A 23,116-nucleotide genomic window follows, 5' to 3' on the forward strand; every position below is an offset into this window, starting at 1 on the left:
CCCATGAATAAACGCCACCGCGTCTCCGCATCCACCGCCGTCGTCGGTCTCCTCATCGCCGGGGCCCATTTCATCGGCGCGACGAGCGCCCACGCCGACGACGTCAAGCCGTCCGTGCCGCCCGGCACCGAGCCATCGGCCTCCGCTCCCGTGCCCATCGACTCGAGCTCGCCCGGACTGAAGATCCCCCAGGGCGGAACCCTGGCGCCGATCAAGGTCCTGGACATCGCCGAGGTCGTCGAAGACCTCGGCGGTGAGCAGCGGCGGCAGGAGACCAACCAGTCCGTCATGATGGCCCTGCAGTCCGAGGTGCTCTTCCCCGAGAACAGCGCCGTCTTCAACGCCCAGGCCGCCGCCCGGATACAGGCCATCGCCAACGAGATCAACACGCAGAAGGCGACCCGCGTCCGGGTCTTCGGGTTCACCGACGACCAGGGCAGCTACGAGCACGGCAAGGAACTCTCCAAGCAGCGCGCCGACGCCGTTCAGGCGGAGCTCGCCAAGACCGTCACCAGCCCCGGCGTCATCTACGACGTCCGCGGCTACAGCGAGGACTACCCGATCGCCGACAACGGCACCGAGGAAGGCCGCAAGAAGAACCGCCGCGTCGAGATCACCTTCCCCCGCACCACCGCCGCCGGCGGCAGCTAGAGGACGAGTCCCGCCAGGCAGCCGACGAAGAACAACCCGGGGACCACCGCCAGCAGGCAGGCGAGTGCGGTCACGACCGTGGCCGGTCCCCGGTGCTCGCGCGGATCCGCGAACGCCGCGCACAGCAGGAGCAGCGCCGAAGGGAAGAAGATCAAGGTGCCTTCCCACGCGCCGAGGATCGACCATCCCGCGAGTGCGATCCCGAGGACCACGCAGGACGTCATGAACCGCGCTCGGTCCGCCCGGAAGACCAGGGGAACCGAGAACAACACGACGGTCACGGCCAGCCGGAACGCCGGCACGCCCCCGACGAGCAAGGCGAGCGTGACCGGCGCCGGGAGGATCAGGGCGGCCAGCGCGATCCTGGTCTGCCAGGGGTGGACGGGCCGCACCCGGCGCTTCCAGGATCCGCCGCCGCCCGTGTCCGGCCGCGTTGCCGTCATGGCCGCCCCCGCGCTCTGCTCGTAGTGAGTTGAACGCGTTCAAGCTATCGCACGCCGCCCTCCCGGGCGAGCAGCAGGGCGGACGCGGCCTCGCGCGCGCGGTGGGCCGGCTCCGGGCCGGGGGTCAGGGCCGCCACCGCCGTCGCGCCCTCGACCAGGATCAGCAGCTGGTCCGCGAGGTCCTCGCGGCCGGGGCCGGCCAGCTCCGCCAGCAGCTCCCGCAGCTCCGCCTTGTGGCGGCGTACGACGTCCAGCACGCCGGCGGGGCCCGTGCCCAGCTCCCCGTACGCGTTCAGGAACGCGCAGCCCCGGAAGTCCGGCTCCGAGAACCACTGCGCCAGCCAGTCGAAGACGGCCTCGACCGGATCCGCGCAGTCCGCCACGGCGCCGCGCAGGCTCGCCGTCCAGCGGCGGTCGCGGCGTTCGAGGTAGGCCGTGACCAGGGCCTCCTTGGCCGGGAAGACCTTGTAGAGCCGCTTGAGCGGCACTCCCGACTCCGTGCGGATGCGGTCCATGCCGACGGCCTGGATGCCCTCGGCGTAGAACAGCGCCTCCGCCGCGTCCAGTAGCCGGGTGCGGGCCTCTTCGTCGTCCATGGAGGCAGCGTAGCCCAGAACCGCTTGCGCGGAGAACGATCGTTCTCTATCGTCCTTCCCTGTCGAGAACGACCGTTCTCCGTTCCTTCGTCCGACAGAGGTGCGCCCATGACCGACCCCGCCGTACGCCCGCCCGTGCCGCCCTTCACCGAGGAAACCGCCCGGGCCAAGGTCCAGGCCGCCGAGGACGCGTGGAACAGCCGCGACCCCGAGCGCGTCGCCCTCGCCTACACCGAGAACTCGTTCTGGCGCAACCGCGACCGCTTCCTCAGCGGCCGCGACGAGATCCGGGAGTTCCTCGCCGAGAAGTGGGAGCGCGAGCTCGACTACCGGCTGCGCAAGGAGCTGTGGGCGTACACCGGCAACCGGATCTCCGTCCGCTTCGAGTACGAGTGGCACGACGCCGCCGGCCAGTGGTGGCGCAGCCACGGCAACGAGCAGTGGGAGTTCGACGGCAACGGGCTGATGCGGCGCCGCGAGGCCAGCATCAACGACATCCCGATCACCCCCGAGGACCGCCGCCTCACCTGCTGACCCGCAGGGAGGTGTGCCGTGCGCCGGACCGCGGTATGTCTCTGCGCGGGTGCTCGGACCCCTGGCGTCCCAGGTGAGGAGACTCGGGTATGGCACGGGCTCGTGTGAACGGCGTGGACCTCTACTACGAGGTCGTGGGCGAGGGCGAACTGCTGGTCCTGGTCCACGGTTCGTGGGTCGACCACGAGAACTGGCAGCTCGTCGTCCCCCGCCTCGCCGAGTCGTTCCGCGTACTGGTCTACGACCGGCGGGGCCACAGCCGCAGCGAGCGCCCGCCGGGGCAGGGCAGTCGGCGGCAGGACGAGGACGACCTCGCGTCGCTCATCGAGACCCTCGGCGCCCCGGCCCACGTGGCCGGGAACTCCTTCGGGGCCTCGACCGCGCTCGGCCTCGCCTGCCGCCGCCCCGAGCTGCTGCGCAGCCTGGCCGTGCACGAGCCGCCGCTCATGGGCATCGTGGGCGACGAGGACCGGGAGCTGCGCCAGGTGCTCCAGGCCATGGAGGCCGCCCTCGACGGAGTCCTCGCGGCCCTGCGCGCGGGCGAGGACCGGGCCGGCGCACAGCGGTTCGTGGACGACGTCGCCATCGGACCGGGCGGCTGGGAGCAACTGCCGGAACCGTTCCGCGAGACGTTCACCGCGAACGCCCCCACGTTCTCGGACGAACACGGCGACCCCGACTGGGCGAGCCTCGACCTCACCCGCCTCTCCGGCTACACCGGCCCCTCGATGCTGACCTTCGGCAGCGAGAGCCCGCCGTGGTTCCCGGTGATCGTCGGCAAGCTCGCCACCGCGCTCGGCGGCCGTGCGCAGATGCGGACGCTGGTGGGGGACGGCCACGTCCCCCACCTCACCCACCCCGACCGGTACGCCGACGACCTCACCGCCTTCATCCGGTCCCCGGGGCAGCCGCCGGGCGATCAGACCACGAGGAACTCGGGCCCGTAGGTGGCGATGCCCTCGTTCGGCCGCTTGGTCTGCATCAGGGCCACCGCATCGTCCCGAAGGTTCTTCATCGCCTCGAAGGACTTGCCGAGCGCCGCGGTGTCCCCGTCGTGCCACGCCTTCTCGAGCAGTCGGAGCATCTGCGTGTACGTCTTGTTGAAGCTCTTGAGGAGGGCGTCGGCCTCGGGAACGGGGTCGGCCCAGGAGCGCGTCGGCATCTTGGCCATGAAGTGGGTGTCCGGCTCCTTGACGTGGCCGCCCTTGAACTTCCACTCGTCCGGGTCGCGCTTGACCAGCTTGAGGCGTGCCCGGTGCGCGATCTCCCCGAACTTGTAGTAGTGCGCCAGCTCGCCCTCGACGTGGGGGTCGTTGGGCATCTTGTCGGTGCCCTCGCCCTGCTCCTTGATGATGTCGATCGCGCGCTCGATGTCCTTCATGCTCTCGAGGACCTTGAGCTTGTTGCCGCCGACGTCCCACGTCATCTGCCGGGCGGTGTCCATCAGGGGCACGTTCGGGACGGCCGTGAAGGCGTCCCGGATCCCGTCGTAGAACTTCCCGATGGTCGCCACGCCGTCGAACTCGGCGAGCGGGTGCTCCGGCTTCTCGATGGCCATGAACATCTTCGCGGAGTCCTGGTCGAGCCGGGAGAGGTACACCTCCAGCCCCGGGCGTACGCGCCCCGGGAGTTCCCCCGGGTAGTTCAGCGATCTCGCGGCCTTGAGGATCTGCGGGTCACCGCCGACCGCGACGATCATGTTGCACACCAGGCCCATGTGGAACATCTCGTCGAAGATGACGCTCCTGATGGTCTGAGCGGCCTCCTCGTCGGGGTCTTTGACGGACCAGTAGGCGCACAGGTACGGCGGGAGGGTGGACAGCTCGACGGCCACGGCCGTCTGGAGGCTGTTCCGGATCCACTCGAGCCCTCGGTGCTCCGGCGGTACGTCGAGCAGCTCGGCGATCGACGTCGGTTCGACGGTGGTGGCCATGGCGGACTCCGTTCACTCCAGCGACGGGTCAAGCGATGCCGTTTTGGCGACCCAGAGTAATCATGGATCGCTCTCGGTCACCAACCCGCCGCGCAGCAGACGATCGGCTCCGCCCGCCTCGATGTCCCGGACCGGTCGCACCCCGCCCGGCCCCGGTCCCGCCCCGCCGGCCCCGGCGCTCCGGCTCAGGTCGCCTGGTGGGCCTGTGTGATGAGGTCCGTGGCGACCTCCAGGGCCGCCAGGCGGGTCTCCTCCGGGTCGCCCTCCACGTGCTGGAGGAACATCATCCCCGCGTGCAGCGTGAACAGGGCGCTCACGCACCGGACCTGGTCCGTCAGGGGCCCGTCCTGCGTGCGGAGCAGCTCGACGAGCGTGAACAGCCGGCGCTTCACCGTCTCGCCGATGCTCAGCTCCCGCATCGTCGCCTGGTTCTCCTGCATGAACCGGTACAGCGGCGCCCCCGCCACCATCGCCTCGCTGTAGCGCCGGAGCACCTCGCGCTTCATGTCCAGCGTCGGCGGCTGCTGCTTGGCCCAGTCGATCAGCTCGTCGATCGGCCTCGTCAGGTCCTCGAAGACGCTGATGATGATGTCTTCCTTGGTCTTGAAGTGGTAGTACAGCGCCGCCTTCGTGACCTCGAGCCGCTCGGCGATCTCGCGCAGCGAGGTCTTCTCGTACCCCTGCTCGGCGAAGAGCTCCAGTGCGACGTCCTGGATGCGCTGGCGCGTGTTGCCACGGCGCGCCTGCGGACTGCTGCTGGACATGGCTCTCCCCAAACTACTTACTTGACGCCCGGCTAGCGGCGGGTCTACCTTCCCCAGTGTAGTCAACTGGCCGGGCGGCAAGTAAGGGTCCGGGGCGTGTGGGTGAACGGGGAGTGGACATGGCTCTAAACACGAAGGCAGCGGAGATCTCCGAGGAGGTGAAGCCGCGCAGCGTCCGAGTCGTCCTCATGGCCCTCATGATCGCAATGCTCCTGGCCATGCTCGACAACATGATCATCGGCACCGCGATGCCGACGATCGTGGGCGAGCTCGGCGGCCTGGAACACCTCTCCTGGGTGGTCACCGCCTACACGCTGGCCACCGCGGCCTCCACCCCCATCTGGGGCAAGCTCGGCGACATGTACGGCCGCAAGGGCTCCTTCCTCACCTCCATCGTCATCTTCCTGGTCGGCTCCGCGCTCAGCGGCATGGCCCAGGACATGGGCCAGCTGATCGGCTTCCGCGCCATCCAGGGCCTCGGCGCCGGCGGTCTGATGGTCGGCGTCATGGCGATCATCGGCGACCTGATCCCGCCCCGTGAGCGGGGCAAGTACCAGGGCATGATGGCCGGCGTGATGGCCCTCGCCATGATCGGCGGGCCGCTCGTGGGCGGCACCATCACCGACCACATGGGCTGGCGCTGGTCCTTCTACATCAACCTGCCGCTCGGTGCCATCGCGCTCGCCATGGTCAGCGCCGTCCTGCACCTGCCCAAGAAGAAGGCCCAGGGCAAGATCGACTACCTGGGCGCCGCGCTGCTGACCGTCGCCATCACCTCGACCGTGCTGGTCACGACCTGGGGCGGCACCGAGTACGCCTGGGGCTCCGGGGAGATCATCGGCCTGATCATCGTCGGCATCGTGTCGATCGCCGCCTTCCTCTTCGCCGAGACCAAGGCTGCCGAGCCCGTCATGCCGCTGCACATCTTCCGCAGCCGCAACTTCACGCTCATGTCGGTCATCGGCTTCCTCGTCGGCTTCGCGATGTTCGGCGGCGTGCTCTACCTGCCCCTCTTCCAGCAGTCGGTCCAGGGCGCCTCCGCCACCAACTCCGGCCTGCTGCTCCTGCCGATGCTGCTCTCGATGATGGTCGTCTCGCTGATCGCGGGCCGGGTCACGACCAGCAGCGGCAAGTACAAGGTCTTCCCCATCGTGGGCGGCGCGCTCATGGTCGTGGGGCTCTTCCTGCTCGCGCAGATGGACACCGAGACCACCCGCCTGATGTCGGGCGTCTACATGGCGATCCTCGGAGCCGGCCTCGGCTTCCTGATGCAGATCACCATGCTGGTCGCGCAGAACAGCGTGGACATGAAGGACATGGGCGTCGCGTCCTCTTCGGCCACCCTCTTCCGTACGCTCGGCGGCTCGTTCGGCGTGGCCCTGATGGGCTCGCTGTTCACCAGCCGGGTCACGGACACCATGAGCGAGCGCCTCGGCCCGCAGGCCGCCCGGGCTGCCGGCTCGGCCCAGCTCGACGCGGCGAGCCTCGCGAAGCTGCCGGAAGCGGTGCGCGACGCCTACCAGCACGCGGTCGCCGCCGGTACGCACTCCGCGTTCCTGCTCGGTGCGGTCATCGCCGTACTGGGCTTCGCGGCCGCCTGGTTCGTCAAGGAGGTCCCGCTTCGGGGCGCGGGCCCGGCCCAGGGCGCCGACGCGGGTGGCGACAAGGCGGCGCAGGCTCCGCAGGAGTCCTTCTCGCACTGACGAGGCCCTGCGCTCCCCAGCCCGGCCCCGGCGGATTTCCGCCGGGGCCGGGCTTTTTCCTGTGCTGAAGCCGGGTACTCATGGGTTCGGTGAATGCCGGTGATGCGGGGGAGGTTGATGTGGTTGCGTCCTGTTTCGGGTGGGGTCCAAATCGGGGCGATCAAGGACCAAGGTCCTATTAGCCGAACTTTATGGGGGAATTGGCGGGAACCCCTCCGCTCCGCGGGTCGTCCTGGAGGGCAGGGCGCACACAAGAGCGGATGGGGAGGGGACGGTTCATGGGCTTCATGGCGCGCGCGAACAGGCAGGGCGTCCGGGCCGGGGCGGTCGTCGTGGCCGCGGCCGCCGCAGTGGCCGGGACGGTGTGGGGGGTGACGGCCCTCGTGGAACCGGGGCCCGGCCGGCCCGAGAACGCGGCCCGCCAGCCCGAAACCGCTGGCACGGGCGGCGGTTCGGACGCCGGGGCAAAGGATGACGGGGCAAAGGGCGGCGGGGGCAAGGGCGGCGGGGGCAAGAGCGGCGGCGCCCAGGGCGCCGGAGGCGCCGACGCACCGCAGTCGCAGATACCCGACGGCATAGCGCACGCCTCCGAGAGCGGAGGCAACGCCGTCAACATCACCATCGACGACGGCCCCGACCCCCAGTGGACCCCCAAGGTCCTCGAGGTGCTGAAGAAGTACGACGTGAAGGCGACCTTCTGCATGATCGGGCCGCAGGCCAAGGCCCACCCCGACCTGGTCAAGCGGGTCGTGGCGGGCGGCCACCGGCTCTGCGACCACACCATGAACCACGACACGGCCATCGACAGGAAGCCCGTCGACTACCAGGAGAAGCAGATCCTGGACGCGAAGAAGATGATCGAGGAAGCCGCGGGCGGCGGCGCCCGGGTGGAGTACTACCGCGCCCCCGGCGGCGCGTTCACCCCCGACAGCCGACGCATCGCCGCCGCACACGGGATGCGCCCGCTCGGGTGGAACGTCGACACCAAGGACTTCGGGAAGCCCGGTGTCGCCGCCATCGTCAACGCGGTCAAGGCCGAGATAGGCAACGGCCCGACCGTCCTCTTCCACGACGGCGGCGGCAACCGCACCCAGACCGTCGCCGCCCTCGACCAGGTACTGGCCTGGCTGAAGGACCAGGGCCGCCCCACCGGCTTCCCCGTCCGCACCGCCCCCGACGCCCCCTGACACGCCGTCCGGAGGCGAACGGGTGAAGGTCGCAGCCCCGGCGCCGCCCGCGGTGTTCCCTGGTCGCGCACACAGCCGTACGACCGCCCAGGAGGCCCCCGTGATCGCTCCGGACCAGCTGTCCGACCCCACCGTCCGCGCCTTCGTCACCGCCGTCAACGCGGGCGACCAGAGCGCCTTCCGCGCCGTCCTCACCGAGGGCGCGACCATGTCCGACGACGGCTCCGACCGCGACCTCACCCAGTGGGCCGAGAAGGAGATCTTCTCCTGCAACGGGTACATGGACGTCCAGGACGAGTCCGACGGCGGCCGCGCCCTCGTCGTCGACTACCGCAACGACACGTGGGGCGAGATGCGCACCGCATGGCGGTTCACCGTCACCGGCGACGGCCGCATCAGCCGCTTCGAGACCGGTCAGGCCTGAGCCGCCGCCCCCGGTGCCGCGGCCGCCCGCAGCACCGCCGCCGTCAGACGCTCGTTCTCCGGCGCGGCCCCGCCCGGGAACGCGAACCGGCGGCGCACGTACCCGTACGCGAGCCCCGTCCCCGGGTCCGCCCAGCCCAGCCCGCCCGACGCCCCGCAGTGCCCGAAGGCCTGCGGGCCCACCGCGTGCTGCCGCTCGAAGCCCAGCCCGAAGTGGTCCACCTCGCCGGTCACCCGGTCCTCGCCCGGGGTCTGGGGCCGCGCGAACTCGGCCGCCGTCTGCGGCTTCAGCAGCGGAGGCCGGCCGTCCACCGCGCTGATCGCGGCCGCGTACATCCCCGCGACGCCGCGCGCCGTTCCGGTGCCGCCCGCCGACGCCGGGCCCAGCGCCTTCACCTTCGGGTGGTTCCCGTACTCCAACAGGTCCATCGCAGGCTCCCGGTGCACGTTGAAGGCGACCGGCAGCAGCTCCGGCAGAGCCGCCCCGGCCATCGCCGCCTGCTGTTCGGGCGTGGGGAGCATCTCCAGGACCGGCTTCCAGCGGCCCTCCAGCTCCTGCGGCAGGCCCATGTACAGGTCCAGCCCGTACGGTGCGCGGATCCGCTCCTCGAACACCTCCTGGAGGGACGCACCGGTGGCCCGCCGCACCACCTCGCCGATCAGCGCGCCGATCACGAAGGCGTGGTACCCGTACGCCGTCCCGGGCTCCCAGTACGGCTCCTGCGCGGCCAGCCGCGCCGCGATCAGCGCGTCGTCCGCGATCTCCGCGTAGTCGAAGCCCTCGGCGGTGTTGACCAGTCCGGCCTGGTGCGAGACCAGCTGGCGCACCGTCAGCCGCTGCTTGCCACCGCCCGTGAACTGCGGCCAGTACTCCGAGACCGGGCGTTCCAGCTCCAGTACGCCGTCCTGCACGAGCAGCGCCACCACCAGGTGCGCGGCGCCCTTGGTGATCGAGTAGACGCCGGTCAGGGTGTCGGCTCCGGTGTCCTCGCCGGCCCACAGGTCGACCACGCGGCGCCCGTCCCGGTACACCGCCAGCTGGGCCTCGGGGGAGTGCGCCTCGGCCGCGACGAACGCCTCGAACTCCTCCCGGACGGGCTCCCAGCCCGCCGACACCGTGCCGTACACGTTCGTACTCACACCCGCACTCGCGCTCATCGGGACTCCCTGCCGCTCGGTGTCGTCGCTTCACCCGGTAGAACGGAAGATGATCATGCGATATTCCGGTGCGCTGATCCCGTACGGGTGAAAGCCCGCGCGGCCTCGTTGCAGCCCGCCGCGGGACCCCGTTGGGCCGGGCATGAAGCGCACCTGCATCGCCGCTCTCGCCCTCGCCGCCGCCGCAGCGGCCCTCGCCCCCGCCCTCGGCGGGCCCGCCACCGCCGCGGACGGTACGTACCTGCAGGACCCGGCCGGCGGCGAGAAGGCGATGAAGTCGCAGTGGACCAAGGACGAGATGCACAAGCTGGAAGGGCAGCTGCGCTTCTACCCCGGGATCCGGTACAAGACGGTCACCCGTCCCGGCCCCTCGGGCGCCCCCGACTACAAGCGGCAGGTCGCCGACCCCAAGACCCTGGCCTGGCAGCCCTCGTTCGACTTCGGCTGGGCGGTGTCGAACTCGAAGCTGGTGAAGAAGGCCGTGACGGCCAAGGACGGCAGGCACCCGATCGTCCTGCACGCCGTACTGCGCTCCGCGGACCACGCCAAGGCGGTCGAGGTGCACCAGGAGCTGGCGGACCGGCCGGCGACGGGGCGCGCCAAGGTGCCGGGCGGCAAGCGGATCGCCTGTGACACCGGTGAGTACACGGTGGAGTGGTCGCTCACGCGCTCGGGCTACGGGACGCTCACGGGGACGCTGAGCTGGGACTCCAGCTGTGAGCAGTACCGGACGGCGTTCTCGTCGGAGAACGGCAGGGTCTGAGCCGAGGGCGTGGGGAGTCGGGGGGAGAGAGGGCCGGCCGCCCCGGGCACCTTGTGAGTACGCGGCGGGCGACTGGTCCGTGGCCTTGGATCAAGAGCCGTGGCAGCCATTCTGCCGCACGGGGTGGGATGCGGCAGGGACGAAAGTCCCGTGTCGGGCGGGAAGTTCGGTGCGTCAGTGCTTCTTTCCGGCCTCGTTCGCCTTGGCGGCGATCTCCTCGAGGACGGACTTCGCGTCGCCGTTCGGTTCCACGGCACGGCCGATGTTGCGCTTGATGGTGTCGCTGACCGTCACCCAGGACGGGTCGTTCACCGGGTACAGCTGAGCGCCCCGCAGGGCGGTCAGGAAGAACTGGTCGTTGCTGTCGAGGCCGGCGCCGGAGGGGTTGCGGGAGGCCGAGACGGTCGAGGGCAGCAGGTGGTAGCGGCCCGCGAAGTCCGTCAGGTTCTTGTCCTGGTAGACGAACTCCAGGAACTTGCCGATCTCCGCGCGCTTCCCGTTCTGCTTGAACGCCATCATCCAGTCGGCGACGCCCACGGTCGGCGGGGTCTCCCCGGAGCCGAGCGTGTCCGCGACCGGCATGGTCGCGGTGCGGACGTCGATGCCCTTGGCGCGCGCCTCGTGCAGGAGCTGCGGGTAGCCGTTCAGCATGCCGACCTCGCCGCGTACGAAGGCGGCGAAGGCGTCGGCGCGGTTGAGCTGCGACGGCGGAACGGGCCCGGTCAGGCCGGGGCCGACCAGGTGCTCCTTGAGCCAGCGGAAGGTCTGGATGTTCTGGTCGGAGGCCAGGTTGTAGTTGCCGGCGCTGTCGGCGTAGCCGCCACCGTTGCTGAGCTCCCAGATCATCGCCTCGGCGTGCGCCTCCTCGGGGCCCAGGGGCAGCGCGTACGGGTACTTCACGCCCTTGCTCTTGAGCGCCTTGGCGGCGGTCTCCAGGTCGGACCAGTTCTTGGGCTCGCTGATGCCGGCCTGCTTGAAGAGGCCCTGGTTGTAGAAGAGGAGCCGGCTGCTCGCCACCCAGGGCAGGCCGTAGAGGGTGTTGCCGACCGAGCCGGCCTCGGCGAGCGGCTGAAGGAAGTTCGCCTCGGCGGTGACCGAGAGGAGTTCGTCCGCCGAATAGAGCTTGTTCTGCGCCGCGAAGTCCGAGTACGAGCCCATGAGAGCCATGTCCGGCGCATTGCCGGACTTGACCATACGGGTGACCTCGCGGTCGATGTCCGCCCACGGCAGGAGCCGCACCTCGACCTTGATGCCGGGGTTGGCATTGGTGAAATCGGCCGTGACCTTGTCCCAGAAGGCCTTGGAGCTGGTGGCCTGGTTGTCGCCGTATTCCGCGGCGACCAAGCGCAGCGTGCCGCTGTCACCTGCGCCGTTGTCTGAACCGCCACATCCGGCCAGCGGGATCAGCAGACCGAGCACGACCGCGGTCGCGCCCGTGCCGAAGTTTCTTCGTCGCACGGGTGTATTCCCCTGAATTTCTTTTGAGTCCCGTTACTACTTATGAGTTGCTCCGGGCTGGGGTGTCCGTCCGTGGCCCGTTGGCCGGAATTCTCTCCTGCGGAAGGGCGGTTGATTCCATTGGGTCGGAACTTGTGGTCAATGCTCCAAGTTCTGCTTTTCCGGCTGGTGTTTTCCGATATGTGATCAACAAATCGGACGCGCGTAGACATGCCGAAAGGCCCGATTCCGGCGCATTGGGGCTGCGGAACGGGTCGGGGGTCCGGATCAGGTCAGCGGGGCGGTGCGCCCGGGGCTCAGTCGGCGAACTCGCCCGCGTACGGGTCGGGCTCGCCCGTCTCCGGGTTGCGGCCCTCCTGCCAGCGGCGCTGGGCCTTGCGCCAGTGCACGAAGCTGAGGTGCCCGCCGTCCCAGAAGGTGATGCTGACCGGGCTCACGTCGAACTCGTCGGAGCAGAGCCGGTAGAGGAACTCGGCCATGCCGTACGGATAGACCGCGAACGCGTCGGCGGTGTGCCGGCCGACCACCAGGACGGGCCAGCGGTCCGGATCGGGGTCCTTGGTGAGCCAGCACAGGATGTCGGAGCCGCCGGTGACGCCCCACGCGATGATCGACTCGGGGTCCACGTCGAAGGCGGCCCGGCCGCCCTCCGCCTCCCAGAGCTGGCGGGCGTTGTCGGTCTCCTCGGCCATCTCGGCCGGATCCCACTGCAGCCCGGGCTTGGGCAGGGGCAGCAGGATGCTGGCCTCGCCGTTGATGGAGCCGGCGCCGAAGCGGCCCATGAAGGCGATGAAATCGGCCGGGAACCGGGTGCGCCAGGCGGCCTCGGCGGCCGGCCAGTCGATGTCCTCGTCGGCGCCGTGCGTCGCCGGCATGATCTGCTCGAGCGCCTTGATCCGCGCGTTCTCCGTCATGCCGCTCCCCTGAGACCCCAGCTCAACCGCCCCAACCTACCGCCGGGGCCGCGCGGGGCCTAGCGGCAGTCGAGACGGATCCCCTCCGGCCGGTCCGTCGACGTGCAACTGCGTCCCGACGCGCAGACCCCAGGCGGCCATGGCCCCGGCCTCGGCCTCCAGGACGTGCCGGGAACGGAGCCGGGGGAGCCCGAGCCGGCCGGGGCGCATGGTGGTCAGGGCGATGACGCGCAGGCGGCGGTCGAGGTACGCCACGTCGATCGCGAACCGCATCCGGAACGTGTGCACGCTCCCGGCCGGGGTGAGGAGCAGGGCGGCGCCGGGTATGCCGTCGCGGCCGAGGAGGCCGCGCGTGCGGGCCCGGTAGGAGGCCGCGATCTCCAGGGGCACCGGTTCCCGGTCCGGACCGACGCGGAGCAGGCCGTGGCTGGTGGTCATGGCGGCCAGGGTAGGGGGGTTGGGCCCCCGGGCCCATGCAGGTGCGGGTGTCTGCGCCTACGTTCGGCGCATGGGCCTGTCAGTGATCACCGTCGCCGCGGTGGCCTACGGGGTGGCTGCGGGGCTGCTGCTGCCGCGGGCCGCGTATCGCCTGGCGGTCGAGCCGGACGCCGCATGGCGCGACCGCTGCCCCGAGGGCCACCCCATCCGGGGCTGGCTGGGCCTGCCCTACTGCCGGGGGCGCCGCCCCGGAGCCCCCGCGCAGCGCGAGCCGGAGCGGGAAGGACGGCCGCACGGGTACGGGGTGTGCGCGGCGGGGACCGTCGGCATCGCCGGCGCGCTGTGCGGGGTGGTGGGCGGAGCCGTCGGAGGGCGGCCCGAAGGGGTCGTGTTCGTTGCGGTGGTGCCGGTGCTGCTCCTGCTCGGGATCGTGGATCTTGCCGTGCAGCGGCTGCCCGACGTGCTGACCCTCCCCCTCGCCGGCGCCGTCGCCGCCGGGCTCGGCGGCGCAGCCCTCGTACCCGGCGCCGGGGGGTCCTGGACGGGGGCGCTGCTCGGTGGGGCTGCGCTCGCAGGGGCGTACCTCCTGCTGTTCCTGATCAACCCGGCCGGCATGGGCTTCGGCGACGTCAAGCTGGCGCTCGCGCTCGGGGTCATCCTTGGGTGGTACGGCTGGGGGGTATGGGCCGTCGGGGCCTTCCTCGGGTTCCTCTACGGGGCCCTGTACGGGCTGGCCCTTGTGCTGCGGGGCCCCGGAGGCCGCCGGGCGGCGTTTGCGTTCGGCCCCTTCATGGCGGCCGGAGCCCTCACCGGAGTGCTGCTGGGTGGTTTCGGAGCGTAATCATCTTGCGCCGATGCACGCATCACGCTTTACGAAGGGTTATGGTGGAACCCCCCCCTCGGGCCGGTCCGTATCCCCCCCACGGACCGGCCCGTTTTTTGTTTCCACCACCGTTCGGGCAAAATCGCAGGTCAGCTGCGCTGGGCCCAGATGTTGGTGCCGGGGGTGGACACGGCGAAGGAGTCGATCTCCTTCAGCTCCTCCTCCGACAGCGGCGCACCGCCCAGCGCCGCCACGTTCTGCTCCAGCTGGGACACGCTCGAAGCGCCGATCAGCGCCGAGGTCATCCGCTCGTCCCGGAGCACCCAGTTCAGCGCCAGCTGCGCCAGCGACTGCCCGCGGCGTGCCGCGATCTCGTTCAGGCCGGACAGCCGGCGGACCACGTCCTGCGACAGCAGATCCGGGTTCAGGGACTTGCCCGCGGCCGCCCGGGAGTCCTCCGGGATGCCCTTCAGGTACTTGCCGGTCAGCAGCCCCTGCGCGAGCGGCGCGAAGGAGATGCAGCCCATGCCGGCCTCCTCCAGCGTGTCCAGCAGGCCGTCCTCCTCCGTCCAGCGGTTGATCATGGAGTACGAGGGCTGGTGGATGAGGGGGCGGATGCCCATCTCGCGCAGGATCCGCGCAGCCTCGGCCGTCTGCTCGGCCGTGTACGAGGACACGCCCACGTACAGCGCCTTGCCCTGCTGCACCGCGGACGCGAGCGCGCCCATGGTCTCCTCCAGCGGGGTCTCGGGGTCGAAGCGGTGCGAGTAGAAGATGTCGACGTAGTCCACGCCCATCCGCTTCAGCGAGGCGTCGAGCGAGCTGAGCAGGTACTTGCGGCTGCCCCACTCGCCGTAGGGGCCCTCGTGCATGAAGTAGCCGGCCTTGGTGGACAGGATCAGCTGGTCGCGGTAGGAGGCGAAGTCCTGCGCGAAGATCTTGCCGAAGTTGAGCTCGGCCGAGCCGGGGGGCGGGCCGTAGTTGTTGGCCAGGTCGAAGTGGGTGACGCCGAGGTCGAAGGCCCGGCGCAGGATCGCCCGCTGGGACTCGAGGGACTTGTCGTCGCCGAAGTTGTGCCAGAGGCCGAGGGAGATGGCGGGGAGCTTGAGGCCGCTGTGGCCGGTGCGCCGGTACTCCATGGAGTCGTAGCGCGAGGGCTCTGCCCGATAGGGATTGTTATCAGTCACGTTGTCCTCCCTATCACGGACTTGTGACAGACCGAGTTGGGTACCCGATCCCGCCGCGCAGTAATGTGGCGGCCTCGGGGGAAGGACCGCATTTCGCACGGGGGCATTGCACGGAGGGGCTGGAAGATCGTGAAGCTGCGCGACCTGGTGTACAGGCTCTACGCACGCCGGGTGGAAGGCCGCCTCGACCATGACGCGTCGCCCAAGCACATCGGCGTGATCCTGGACGGGAACAGGCGCTGGGCGAAGGCGTCCGGAGGCACGACGGAGCAGGGCCACCAGGCGGGGGCCGACAAGATCTCCGAGATGCTGGGCTGGTGCACCGAGACCGACGTCGAGGTCGTCACCCTGTGGATGCTGTCCACGGACAACCTGGACCGGCCGGAGGTCGAGCTCCGCCCGCTGCTCAACATCATCGAGAACACCGTGCGGGGCCTCGCCGCGGACGGCCGCTGGCGCGTCCACCACGTCGGCAACCTCGACATCCTGCCCGCGCAGACGCAGTCGGTGCTGAAGGAGGCCGAGCAGGCCACCCACGACGTCGACGGAATACTCGTCAACGTCGCCGTCGGCTACGGCGGCCGCCAGGAGATCGCCGACGCGGTCCGCTCGCTGCTGCTCGAGCACGCGGAGAAGGGCACCTCCTTCGAGGAGCTCGCCGAGATCCTCGACATCGACCACATCGCCGAGCACCTCTACACGCGCGGCCAGCCCGACCCGGACCTGGTGATCCGCACCAGCGGAGAGCAGCGGCTGTCCGGATTCATGCTGTGGCAGAGCGCGCATTCCGAGTACTACTTCTGCGAGGTGTTCTGGCCGGCCTTCCGCAAGGTCGACTTCCTGCGGGCGCTGCGCGACTACGCGGCCCGCCACCGGCGCTACGGGGCCTGACGACCCCTCGGAACGGCACTTTTCGGCACTTCTCGCGGCGCGCCCCGGACCTCCGGCGGCGCGCCGTCGCCGTACTCCCGGGTGTCCCCCCGGTCCCGGCAGTCCTCCCTGCAAGGCCTTCACCAGGGATTCACCGAGCGTCCGTCATATGCCATGGCATGGCCGGGCCTGATCGGGGAATATCCCTTTCAGGTCGATGCCCGATCCACGGGTGTCGAGTCTCAGCGGACGGCATGGGGTCGTCCGCCCGGGAGGCCCTTTGCACCAGGACGCACGTGCGGTTCGCACGGACGAATGGGAGGGCCGGAAATCGGCCCCGGCATGGGTGCCGATGACCGGTCCGGTCTTCATGGCCCGACCTCTTCCGAGGGGGTACGTCCTTCCGTGGTGACCAGCACAAAGCGCCGCCTGCCCGACAGGCGGACCTACGTCCTCGACACCAGCGTCCTGCTGGCAGACCCCAACGCGATCACCCGCTTCGACGAGCACGAGGTCGTGCTCCCGATCGTGGTGATCACCGAGCTGGAGGCAAAGAGGCACCATCCCGAACTCGGCTACTTCGCCCGTCAGGCCCTGCGCCTGCTCGACGACTTCCGGGTTCGCTACGGTCGCCTCGACGCCCCCATCCCGCTGGGCGATCTGGGCGGCACCCTGCGTGTCGAGCTCAACCACTCCGACCCCGGTGTCCTGCCGGCCGGCTTCCGGTTGGGGGACAACGACTCGCGGATCCTCGCGGTCGCCCGCAATCTCCAGGCCGAGGGCTACGACGTCACGGTCGTCTCGAAGGATCTCCCGCTGCGCATCAAAGCCTCCTCCGTGGGGCTGCTCGCCGAGGAGTACCGGGCGGAGCTCGCGATCACCGACGCCGGCTGGACCGGCATGAGCGAGCTCGCGCTGTCCGGGGAGCAGGTCGACCTGCTCTACTCCGAGGAGCGGCTGTACGTACCGGAGGCCGCCGAACTGCCCGTGCACACCGGGCTGGTCCTCCAGTCCGAGCGCGGCAAGGCCCTGGGCCGGGTCACCCCGGACGGCAACGTACGGCTCGTACGGGGCGACCGCGAGGCCTTCGGGCTGCACGGCCGCAGCGCCGAGCAGCGCATCGCCCTGGACCTGCTGCTCGACCCGGAGATCGGGATCATCTCCATGGGCGGCCGGGCCGGCACCGGAAAGTCGGCGCTGGCGCTGTGCGCGGGCCTGGAGGCGGTGCTGGAGCGCAGGCAGCACCAGAAGGTGATGGTCTTCCGGCCGCTGTACGCGGTGGGCGGCCAGGACCTCGGCTACCTGCCCGGGGACGCGTCCGAGAAGATGAGCCCCTGGGCGCAGGCGGTCTTCGACACCCTCTCGGCCGTGGCCGGGCGCGAGGTCATCGAGGAGGTGCTGAACCGGGGGATGCTGGAGGTCCTGCCGCTCACGCACATCCGCGGGCGCTCGCTGCACGACGCGTTCGTGATCGTGGACGAGGCGCAGTCGCTGGAGCGGAATGTCCTGCTGACCGTTCTGTCCCGAATCGGCGCAAATTCGCGGGTTGTTCTCACCCACGACGTCGCCCAGCGGGACAACCTGCGGGTCGGCCGGTACGACGGGGTGGTGGCGGTCGTTGAGAAGCTGAAGGGGCATCCCCTCTTCGCGCACGTCACGCTCACCCGCTCCGAGCGCTCCCCGATCGCCGCACTGGTCACCGAGATGCTCGAGTCCCTGTAGGGGCGAAGGGGGTAAAACCCCCATAGCGGGAAAGCGAGTTGGCGCCGCCCGGCAAAGGCACGAGAGCCTAGCCGGGCGGCGTCGTGCTGCACAGGTCTTTGGCGAAACCAACGGCAACATGCCAGGTGTGACCTTTCCCACGCAACGGAGAATTGCCTTGCGGTGTCGGGGTCCGGCAGAGTCTGTTTTCCGTCAGGCCCCGCATACGGCACACCTGTACCTCCCGTTGTCCCAACGTGAGGTGCAAGCAGCACCACAACTCCACAGTCGTTCGCCGTATGCCGCCCGAGCACCACGCGGCAGCCCCTGCAAGGGAGTTGCCCACGGGCCCGCGCCTCCAGTGATCGCAGTACCACGGAGGCCAGTGTCGAGGGGCACTATTGCGCCCGCCCGGTCACTGCGGACGCTGCTGGAAGGACACCGTGTGAGCCGGATCTCGGTCCGGGGGTTCGCAGTGGCTTCGGCCACCGCAGTCACCACCGTCGGCGCAGTCGTGGGCGTTGCCGCTGGCGACCCCGCCTCGAACGATCTCGAGACCACCGCGTCCGGGGCGACCCTCCTCGCCGACATCCCGGTCGGCGACCAGGCGCAGGTCCAGAACGCGTCCCTGACGCAGCAGGCCGACGCCATCGCCCAGGGCGCCGACACCGACGCCAAGCGCGTCGCCGAGGAAGCCGCCCGCATCCAGGCCGCCGAGGACGCCAAGTCCAAGAAGGCCGAGGCGCAGAAGGCTGCCGACGAGAAGGCGAAGAAGGACCGCGAGGAGAAGGAGCAGGTCGCCAGCCGCTCCGCGACCCGCAGCGCCGGAGACTTCGCCGTCCAGAGCTCCTACACGGTCGCCCAGGTCAAGGAGATCGCCCGGCAGATCGTCCCGGCCGGTCAGTTCCAGTGCTTCTCGAACATCATCAACGAGGAGTCCACCTGGAACTACAAGGCCGTGAACTCGTCTTCGGGCGCGTACGGTCTGGTCCAGGCGCTCCCGGGCTCGAAGATGTCCTCGGTCGCCGACGACTGGCGCACCAACCCGGCCACCCAGATCCAGTGGGGCCTGAACTACATGAACGGGCGCTACGGCAGCGCCTGCAGCGCCTGGAGCTTCCACCAGGCCAACGGCTGGTACTAGTACCGGCCACCCGCTCAACCTCCGGGAGCCCCGCACCGTCCTACGGTGCGGGGCTCCTCGCGTGTACGGTCTTTCGAGGTGTGTCCACGGGCGGGGGAAGGGAAAGACATGGCGAAGAGGGCAGGCTGGCTCGGCCGGCTCGGGAACAGGCTGAGCCGCATGGAGGCGCGGCTCCAGGAGCGGCGTGCCGAGGTGGAGGCGGAGAGCATCGGTGCCGCTCCGGTCCCGGTCGCCGCTCCGGGCGCCGCCCTTGCGGGCGCGGGTGCGGGGGCCGGTGCGGGGGTTCCGGCAGCGCCGGCGCCCACTCATGCGCCCGTCACCGCCGCCGAGCAGCCCGGCCATCCGCACCCGGCCGCCCTGCACGGGCGTCCCGACCCGGTGAGCGTCGTCCCGTGGGGCATGCGCGTCGCCGCCGAGGTCAGCTGGCGGCTGCTGCTGCTCGCCGGGATGCTCTGGGTCGTGATGAAGGTGATCAGCGAAGTCCGCCTGGTCGTCCTCGCCTTCGCCGCCGCCCTGCTCGTCACCGCGCTGCTCCAGCCCTTCGTGGTCCGGCTGCGCCGCCTGGGCCTGCCGCGCGGGCTCGCCACCGCCGTCACCGCGATCCTCGGGTTCGTGGTCATCGGACTGGTCGGCTGGTTCGTGGTCTGGCAGGTCATGGAGAACCTCGACGACCTCTCCGCCCGCGTCCGCGACGGCATCAACGAGCTCAAACTCTGGGCACTGGACAGTCCGTTCCACGTGACCGAGAAGCAGATCAACGACATCGCGAAGAACCTCAGCGAGACCATCGGCACCAACACCGAGCAGATCACCTCCGCCGGCCTCCAGGGCGTGACCGTCCTCGTCGAGGTGCTCACGGGCATCCTGCTCGCGATGTTCTCGACGCTGTTCCTGCTCTACGACGGCAAGCGCATCTGGACCTGGGTGCAGGGCCTGGTCCCGGCCGCCGCCCGCCCCGGTGTCGCGGGCGCCGGTCCGCGCGCCTGGCGCACGCTGACGGCGTACGTCCGCGGCACGGTGCTGGTCGCGCTCATCGACGCCATCTTCATCGGCCTCGGCATCTACTTCCTCAAGGTGCCGATGGCGGTGCCGCTGGCCGTCTTCATCTTCCTGTTCGCCTTCATCCCGCTCGTCGGCGCGGTGGTCTCGGGCGCCCTCGCGGTGGTCGTCGCCCTGGTGACCCAGGGGCCGTGGACCGCACTGATGGTGCTGGCCGTGGTGCTGGCCGTGCAGCAGATCGAGGGCCACGTGCTCCAGCCCTTCATCCTGGGCCGGGCGGTACGGGTGCACCCGCTCGCGGTGGTGCTGTCGGTGGCCGCGGGCGGCATGGTCGCGGGCATCGGCGGAGCGGTCGTCGCCGTTCCGCTGGTCGCCGTCACCAACACGGTGGTCGTCTACCTGCGGGCCTACTCCCGCGACCAGCTCCTGCACGGCGCCGCGGCGATCGGCCCCGGCCCGCACGGCTCGACGGCGTTCGAGCAGGCCGCACGGGAGGCCGGGCGTGATCAGCGAGCCTGAGCTCGAGGGGGAGTGGGACGCCGGCCCGCAGGCCGCGCCGGCGCAGGAGCCCGACGCCCCGCGCGAGCGCGTACGGGGGCCTCGTACGGCCTGGTTATGGGGCCTCGGCGGGGCCGTGGCGGCCTCGGCCGTCTGGGCCGGCGTCCTGGTGGCGCAGGATCGTTTCGCCGATGCGCCGCGCATCGCCTACCGGCATACCGAGGACCTGTGCAAGGTGCCGCTGACCGCGGTGTCCGCGTCCACCGTGCAGCTCTCCGGGGGGTACGCGCGCCACGAGGAGCACCCCGCGCTCGACTGGGCGTACTGCGCGCACAACGGGCCGTACACCAACGACCACCTGTCGTACGAGGCCGAGGTACTGGTCCAGCTGCACAAGAAGGCCGATCCGCGCGCGGAGTTCGGCGCGGGCCCCACCGGCCTCGGGGGCAGGGGAGCCATGGCGAGTTCGGGCGGCGAGGTGGAGCAGGTCCCCGGGCTCGGCGAGCGGGCGCTGCTCATCAGCCGGGTCGGGGGTTCACGGCTCGAAGTGCTCGACGGGGGAGCCGTCTTCAGCATCACCGTCCAGTGGTACGGGAGGCCGGACACGGCGGACCCGGACGAGGACGCCGTCAAGGCGGCGATGGTCGAGGACATGCGGAACCTGATGACGGCCCTGCGCACGTAGACGACGGGGCCCCCGCGGCCGGGGAAACGGCTGCGGGGGCCCTGGACCTCGTACGAGGGGTACTACTCGGCGGCGAGGGCGGCCTCGGCGTCGAGGGTGACCCCGACGGCCTGGATCACCGAGGCGATCTTGAAGGCCTCCTGGATCGTCTCGCGGTCGACGCCGGCCTTGCGCAGGACCTGCTCGTGCGAGTCCAGGCACTGGCCGCAGCCGTTGATCGCGGAGACGGCGAGCGACCACAGCTCGAAGTCGACCTTCTCCACACCCGGGTTGCCGATGACGTTCATCCGCAGACCCGCGCGCAGCGTGCCGTACTCCGGGTCGGAGAGCAGGTGCCGCGTGCGGTAGAAGACGTTGTTCATCGCCATGACGGCGGCCGCGGACTTGGCGGCGGTGTACGCCTCCGGCGACAGGGCCGCCTTCGCCTCCGGCTCCAGCTCACGCAGGACGCGCGGGGAGCGGGCGGCGATCGCGCAGGACAGGACCGTGCCCCACAGCTGCTGCTGCGAGAGGGTGTCCTGGTTGCCGATGACCGAACCGAGGTTCAGCTTCAGGTCCTTGGCGAAGTCCGGTATGGCGGACTTGAGGGAGTCGAGGGACATCCGTCACTCACCGGCCAGCAGGGCGCCCGCGTCCAGGGTGCCCTCGCCCTTGTTCCAGTTGCAGGGGCACAGCTCGTCGGTCTGCAGGGCGTCCAGGACCCGCAGGACCTCCTTGGGGTTACGGCCCACGGAACCGGCGGTCACCATCGTGAACTGGATCTCGTTGTTCTGGTCGACGATGAACACGGCGCGCTGCGCGAAGCCGTCCTCGCCCTGCACGCCACAGGCCTGCATGAGCTCGTGCTTGGAGTCGGCCAGCATCGGGAAGGGCAGGTCACGCAGGTCGGCGTGGTCCTTGCGCCAGGCGTGGTGGACGAACTCGGAGTCACCGGAGACGCCGAGGACCTGGGCGTCGCGGTCGGCGAACTCGTCGTTCAGCTTGCCGAAGGCGGCGATCTCGGTCGGGCAGACGAAGGTGAAGTCCTTCGGCCAGAAGAACACCACGCGCCACTTGCCCTCATAGGTCTTGTGGTCGATCTGGGCGAACTCGCTGCCGGCCTCGAGCGAGACGCAAGCGGTCAGATCGTAGGTGGGGAACTTGTCACCGACAGTGAGCACGTGCTCTCCTTGCGGAAATGGAAAAGGGCCCTTTTGGGGGTTTTCCGAGGGGGTTGGACGGATCTCACATGCTGGCACAGCAGGATTGATTACGGAAATAGCTAGACTAGAGTCGGGTGATCGGAGGTGCCTATCAGTGGCTGTCGGTAATAGGGGAGCGAAGCAGGCGACGCTCGCGCAGCTGCGCGCCTTCGCTGCCGTCGCCGAGCACCTGCACTTCCGCGACGCCGCCGCGGCCATCGGAATGAGCCAGCCGGCGCTCTCCGGCGCCGTCTCCGCACTGGAGGAGGCCCTCGGCGTGCAGCTGCTGGAGCGCACCACCCGCAAGGTGCTGCTCTCCCCGGCGGGCGAGCGGATCGCGACCCGGGCCCGAGCGGTCCTCGACGCCATGGGCGGGCTGCTGGAGGAGGCCGAGGCGGTGCGGGCCCCCTTCACCGGGATCCTGCGGCTCGGGGTGATCCCCACGGTGGCCCCGTACCTGCTGCCGACCGTGCTCGGGCTGTTCCACCGGCGCTACCCGCGGATGGACCTCCAGGTGCACGAGGAGCAGACCTCCTCGCTGCTGGACGGGCTGGCCGGCGGACGGCTCGACCTGCTGCTGCTCGCGGTCCCGCTCGGCGTCCCCGGAGTGACCGAACTGCCCGTCTTCGACGAGGACTTCGTCCTCCTCGCGCCCCGGGAGCACCCGCTCGCCGGGCGCCGGGACATCCCGCGCGAGGAACTGCGGGGCCTGCAACTGCTGTTGCTCGACGAGGGGCACTGCCTGCGCGACCAGGCCCTGGACATCTGCCGAGAGGCAGGCCGGACCGACGGGGCGGACGTCACCACGACCGCCGCCGGGCTCTCCACCCTCGTACAACTGGTCGCCGGGGGACTGGGGGTGACGCTGTTGCCGCGCACCGCGCTGCGGCTGGAGACCGCCCGCAACGAGTACCTGGCCACCGGGTACTTCGCCGAGCCCGCGCCCTCCCGGCGGATCGCGCTCGCGATGCGCACCGGAACGGCCCGCCAGGAGGAGTTCCGGGCCGTCGCGGGCGCCCTGCGCGAAGCCGTACGCCCGCTCCCGGTGTGGCCCGCCGAGTAG

General features: G+C 70.4%; 25 protein-coding genes. 14 read left to right on the top strand and 11 right to left on the bottom strand.

What is annotated here, in order from left to right:
- Nucleotides 1-3: 3 nt before the first annotated feature.
- Complete coding sequence (locus ACFYXK_RS18335; RefSeq protein ID WP_383505785.1) at nucleotides 4-651, top strand: OmpA family protein; 648 nt, start codon at nucleotides 4-6, stop codon at nucleotides 649-651.
- On the opposite strand, the gene ACFYXK_RS18340 is transcribed toward ACFYXK_RS18335, so the two are convergent.
- On the bottom strand, nucleotides 648-1,094 hold the full coding sequence (locus tag ACFYXK_RS18340) for a hypothetical protein (protein WP_389412012.1): 447 nt from the start codon (nucleotides 1,092-1,094) through the stop codon (nucleotides 648-650). The two genes, ACFYXK_RS18335 and ACFYXK_RS18340, sit on opposite strands and share 4 nt — an antisense overlap.
- A 44-nt stretch (nucleotides 1,095-1,138) precedes the next feature.
- The gene (locus ACFYXK_RS18345) at nucleotides 1,139-1,690 is read right to left on the bottom strand and encodes a TetR/AcrR family transcriptional regulator (RefSeq protein WP_389412013.1); all 552 of its coding nucleotides are present in this window, start codon (nucleotides 1,688-1,690) and stop codon (nucleotides 1,139-1,141) included.
- 108 nt (nucleotides 1,691-1,798) lie between these two features.
- On the opposite strand from ACFYXK_RS18345, the gene ACFYXK_RS18350 reads away from it, so the two are divergent.
- Nucleotides 1,799-2,224, top strand: a complete 426-nt coding sequence (locus tag ACFYXK_RS18350; RefSeq protein WP_383505141.1) for a nuclear transport factor 2 family protein — start codon at nucleotides 1,799-1,801, stop codon at nucleotides 2,222-2,224.
- 89 nt (nucleotides 2,225-2,313) lie between these two features.
- Nucleotides 2,314-3,171 carry an alpha/beta fold hydrolase gene (locus ACFYXK_RS18355; RefSeq protein WP_389412014.1) on the top strand — a complete coding sequence of 286 codons (858 nt, stop codon included), beginning with the start codon at nucleotides 2,314-2,316 and terminating at the stop codon, nucleotides 3,169-3,171.
- Here the strand turns inward: ACFYXK_RS18355 and ACFYXK_RS18360 are convergent.
- On the bottom strand, nucleotides 3,144-4,157 hold the full coding sequence (locus ACFYXK_RS18360) for a ferritin-like protein (RefSeq protein WP_389412015.1): 1,014 nt from the start codon (nucleotides 4,155-4,157) through the stop codon (nucleotides 3,144-3,146). The two genes, ACFYXK_RS18355 and ACFYXK_RS18360, sit on opposite strands and share 28 nt — an antisense overlap.
- Nucleotides 4,158-4,342: 185 nt before the next feature.
- Nucleotides 4,343-4,921 carry a TetR/AcrR family transcriptional regulator gene (locus tag ACFYXK_RS18365; RefSeq protein WP_389412016.1) on the bottom strand — a complete coding sequence of 193 codons (579 nt, stop codon included), beginning with the start codon at nucleotides 4,919-4,921 and terminating at the stop codon, nucleotides 4,343-4,345.
- Between the two features lie 119 nt (nucleotides 4,922-5,040).
- Here ACFYXK_RS18365 and ACFYXK_RS18370 point away from each other — a divergent pair, with 119 nt between their 5' ends.
- The 3 genes from ACFYXK_RS18370 (at nucleotide 5,041) to ACFYXK_RS18380 (ending at nucleotide 8,235) form a co-directional block, all read left to right on the top strand.
- Complete coding sequence (locus ACFYXK_RS18370; protein WP_389412017.1) at nucleotides 5,041-6,624, top strand: MDR family MFS transporter; 1,584 nt, start codon at nucleotides 5,041-5,043, stop codon at nucleotides 6,622-6,624.
- Nucleotides 6,625-6,911: 287 nt separating this feature from the next.
- A complete protein-coding gene (locus ACFYXK_RS18375) occupies nucleotides 6,912-7,811 on the top strand; it encodes a polysaccharide deacetylase family protein (protein WP_389412118.1) in 900 nt (299 codons plus the stop codon).
- Nucleotides 7,812-7,911: 100 nt separating this feature from the next.
- A complete protein-coding gene (locus ACFYXK_RS18380; RefSeq protein ID WP_389412018.1) occupies nucleotides 7,912-8,235 on the top strand; it encodes a nuclear transport factor 2 family protein in 324 nt (107 codons plus the stop codon).
- Here the strand turns inward: ACFYXK_RS18380 and ACFYXK_RS18385 are convergent.
- Complete coding sequence (locus ACFYXK_RS18385) at nucleotides 8,226-9,392, bottom strand: serine hydrolase domain-containing protein (protein WP_389412019.1); 1,167 nt, start codon at nucleotides 9,390-9,392, stop codon at nucleotides 8,226-8,228. The genes ACFYXK_RS18380 and ACFYXK_RS18385 overlap by 10 nt on opposite strands.
- Before the next feature lie 142 nt (nucleotides 9,393-9,534).
- On the opposite strand from ACFYXK_RS18385, the gene ACFYXK_RS18390 reads away from it, so the two are divergent.
- The gene (locus ACFYXK_RS18390) at nucleotides 9,535-10,155 is read left to right on the top strand and encodes a hypothetical protein (protein ID WP_389412020.1); all 621 of its coding nucleotides are present in this window, start codon (nucleotides 9,535-9,537) and stop codon (nucleotides 10,153-10,155) included.
- 174 nt (nucleotides 10,156-10,329) lie between these two features.
- On the opposite strand, the gene ACFYXK_RS18395 is transcribed toward ACFYXK_RS18390, so the two are convergent.
- From ACFYXK_RS18395 to ACFYXK_RS18405, 3 genes are all read right to left on the bottom strand, one after another.
- Nucleotides 10,330-11,613 (bottom strand): ABC transporter substrate-binding protein, encoded by a 1,284-nt coding sequence (locus tag ACFYXK_RS18395; RefSeq protein WP_389412021.1) that lies wholly within the window; start codon nucleotides 11,611-11,613, stop codon nucleotides 10,330-10,332.
- Between the two features lie 296 nt (nucleotides 11,614-11,909).
- Nucleotides 11,910-12,527 carry an SMI1/KNR4 family protein gene (locus ACFYXK_RS18400; protein WP_389412022.1) on the bottom strand — a complete coding sequence of 206 codons (618 nt, stop codon included), beginning with the start codon at nucleotides 12,525-12,527 and terminating at the stop codon, nucleotides 11,910-11,912.
- A 36-nt stretch (nucleotides 12,528-12,563) separates the two neighbouring features.
- Entirely contained in the window at nucleotides 12,564-12,965 is a 402-nt protein-coding gene (locus ACFYXK_RS18405) for a DUF192 domain-containing protein (protein WP_389412023.1), read from the bottom strand.
- A gap of 70 nt (nucleotides 12,966-13,035) precedes the next feature.
- Between ACFYXK_RS18405 and ACFYXK_RS18410 the strand changes: the two genes are divergently transcribed.
- Nucleotides 13,036-13,806 (top strand): prepilin peptidase, encoded by a 771-nt coding sequence (locus ACFYXK_RS18410; RefSeq protein WP_389412024.1) that lies wholly within the window; start codon nucleotides 13,036-13,038, stop codon nucleotides 13,804-13,806.
- A gap of 131 nt (nucleotides 13,807-13,937) precedes the next feature.
- Here ACFYXK_RS18410 and mgrA read toward each other — a convergent pair whose 3' ends face one another.
- The gene (gene mgrA, locus ACFYXK_RS18415; protein WP_389412025.1) at nucleotides 13,938-14,975 is read right to left on the bottom strand and encodes an L-glyceraldehyde 3-phosphate reductase; all 1,038 of its coding nucleotides are present in this window, start codon (nucleotides 14,973-14,975) and stop codon (nucleotides 13,938-13,940) included.
- A gap of 129 nt (nucleotides 14,976-15,104) precedes the next feature.
- Here mgrA and ACFYXK_RS18420 point away from each other — a divergent pair, with 129 nt between their 5' ends.
- The 5 genes from ACFYXK_RS18420 (at nucleotide 15,105) to ACFYXK_RS18440 (ending at nucleotide 20,872) form a co-directional block, all read left to right on the top strand.
- Nucleotides 15,105-15,866 carry an isoprenyl transferase gene (locus ACFYXK_RS18420; protein WP_030159549.1) on the top strand — a complete coding sequence of 254 codons (762 nt, stop codon included), beginning with the start codon at nucleotides 15,105-15,107 and terminating at the stop codon, nucleotides 15,864-15,866.
- A 384-nt stretch (nucleotides 15,867-16,250) separates the two neighbouring features.
- On the top strand, nucleotides 16,251-17,567 hold the full coding sequence (locus ACFYXK_RS18425; RefSeq protein WP_383505102.1) for a PhoH family protein: 1,317 nt from the start codon (nucleotides 16,251-16,253) through the stop codon (nucleotides 17,565-17,567).
- A 406-nt stretch (nucleotides 17,568-17,973) separates the two neighbouring features.
- Entirely contained in the window at nucleotides 17,974-18,690 is a 717-nt protein-coding gene (locus ACFYXK_RS18430) for a transglycosylase SLT domain-containing protein (protein WP_383505779.1), read from the top strand.
- Nucleotides 18,691-18,798: 108 nt separating this feature from the next.
- Nucleotides 18,799-20,208 (top strand): AI-2E family transporter, encoded by a 1,410-nt coding sequence (locus ACFYXK_RS18435; protein ID WP_389412026.1) that lies wholly within the window; start codon nucleotides 18,799-18,801, stop codon nucleotides 20,206-20,208.
- Nucleotides 20,192-20,872 carry a hypothetical protein gene (locus ACFYXK_RS18440; protein WP_389412027.1) on the top strand — a complete coding sequence of 227 codons (681 nt, stop codon included), beginning with the start codon at nucleotides 20,192-20,194 and terminating at the stop codon, nucleotides 20,870-20,872. Before ACFYXK_RS18435 ends, ACFYXK_RS18440 begins: the two co-directional genes overlap by 17 nt.
- Nucleotides 20,873-20,934: 62 nt before the next feature.
- Here the strand turns inward: ACFYXK_RS18440 and ACFYXK_RS18445 are convergent, their stop codons facing one another.
- Entirely contained in the window at nucleotides 20,935-21,474 is a 540-nt protein-coding gene (locus ACFYXK_RS18445; RefSeq protein ID WP_389412028.1) for an alkyl hydroperoxide reductase, read from the bottom strand.
- 3 nt (nucleotides 21,475-21,477) lie between these two features.
- A complete protein-coding gene (locus ACFYXK_RS18450; protein ID WP_389412029.1) occupies nucleotides 21,478-22,032 on the bottom strand; it encodes a peroxiredoxin in 555 nt (184 codons plus the stop codon).
- Nucleotides 22,033-22,168: 136 nt separating this feature from the next.
- Between ACFYXK_RS18450 and ACFYXK_RS18455 the strand changes: the two genes are divergently transcribed.
- Complete coding sequence (locus tag ACFYXK_RS18455) at nucleotides 22,169-23,116, top strand: hydrogen peroxide-inducible genes activator (protein ID WP_389412030.1); 948 nt, start codon at nucleotides 22,169-22,171, stop codon at nucleotides 23,114-23,116.

Origin of the sequence: Streptomyces sp. NPDC002209 (assembly GCF_042890265.1) — a bacterium.
GTDB lineage: Bacteria > Actinomycetota > Actinomycetes > Streptomycetales > Streptomycetaceae > Streptomyces.

Bases quoted from the DNA above. Each gene is read 5' to 3' on its own strand.
- ACFYXK_RS18335 (WP_383505785.1), top strand. From the start codon at position 4: ATGAATAAACGCCACCGCGTCTCCGCATCCACCGCCGTCGTCGGTCTC.
- ACFYXK_RS18340 (WP_389412012.1), bottom strand. From the start codon at position 1,094: ATGACGGCAACGCGGCCGGACACGGGCGGCGGCGGATCCTGGAAGCGC.
- ACFYXK_RS18345 (WP_389412013.1), bottom strand. From the start codon at position 1,690: ATGGACGACGAAGAGGCCCGCACCCGGCTACTGGACGCGGCGGAGGCG.
- ACFYXK_RS18350 (WP_383505141.1), top strand. From the start codon at position 1,799: ATGACCGACCCCGCCGTACGCCCGCCCGTGCCGCCCTTCACCGAGGAA.
- ACFYXK_RS18355 (WP_389412014.1), top strand. From the start codon at position 2,314: ATGGCACGGGCTCGTGTGAACGGCGTGGACCTCTACTACGAGGTCGTG.
- ACFYXK_RS18360 (WP_389412015.1), bottom strand. From the start codon at position 4,157: ATGGCCACCACCGTCGAACCGACGTCGATCGCCGAGCTGCTCGACGTA.
- ACFYXK_RS18365 (WP_389412016.1), bottom strand. From the start codon at position 4,921: ATGTCCAGCAGCAGTCCGCAGGCGCGCCGTGGCAACACGCGCCAGCGC.
- ACFYXK_RS18370 (WP_389412017.1), top strand. From the start codon at position 5,041: ATGGCTCTAAACACGAAGGCAGCGGAGATCTCCGAGGAGGTGAAGCCG.
- ACFYXK_RS18375 (WP_389412118.1), top strand. From the start codon at position 6,912: ATGGCGCGCGCGAACAGGCAGGGCGTCCGGGCCGGGGCGGTCGTCGTG.
- ACFYXK_RS18385 (WP_389412019.1), bottom strand. From the start codon at position 9,392: ATGAGCGCGAGTGCGGGTGTGAGTACGAACGTGTACGGCACGGTGTCG.
- ACFYXK_RS18390 (WP_389412020.1), top strand. From the start codon at position 9,535: ATGAAGCGCACCTGCATCGCCGCTCTCGCCCTCGCCGCCGCCGCAGCG.
- ACFYXK_RS18400 (WP_389412022.1), bottom strand. From the start codon at position 12,527: ATGACGGAGAACGCGCGGATCAAGGCGCTCGAGCAGATCATGCCGGCG.
- ACFYXK_RS18405 (WP_389412023.1), bottom strand. From the start codon at position 12,965: ATGACCACCAGCCACGGCCTGCTCCGCGTCGGTCCGGACCGGGAACCG.
- ACFYXK_RS18410 (WP_389412024.1), top strand. From the start codon at position 13,036: ATGGGCCTGTCAGTGATCACCGTCGCCGCGGTGGCCTACGGGGTGGCT.
- ACFYXK_RS18435 (WP_389412026.1), top strand. From the start codon at position 18,799: ATGGCGAAGAGGGCAGGCTGGCTCGGCCGGCTCGGGAACAGGCTGAGC.
- ACFYXK_RS18445 (WP_389412028.1), bottom strand. From the start codon at position 21,474: ATGTCCCTCGACTCCCTCAAGTCCGCCATACCGGACTTCGCCAAGGAC.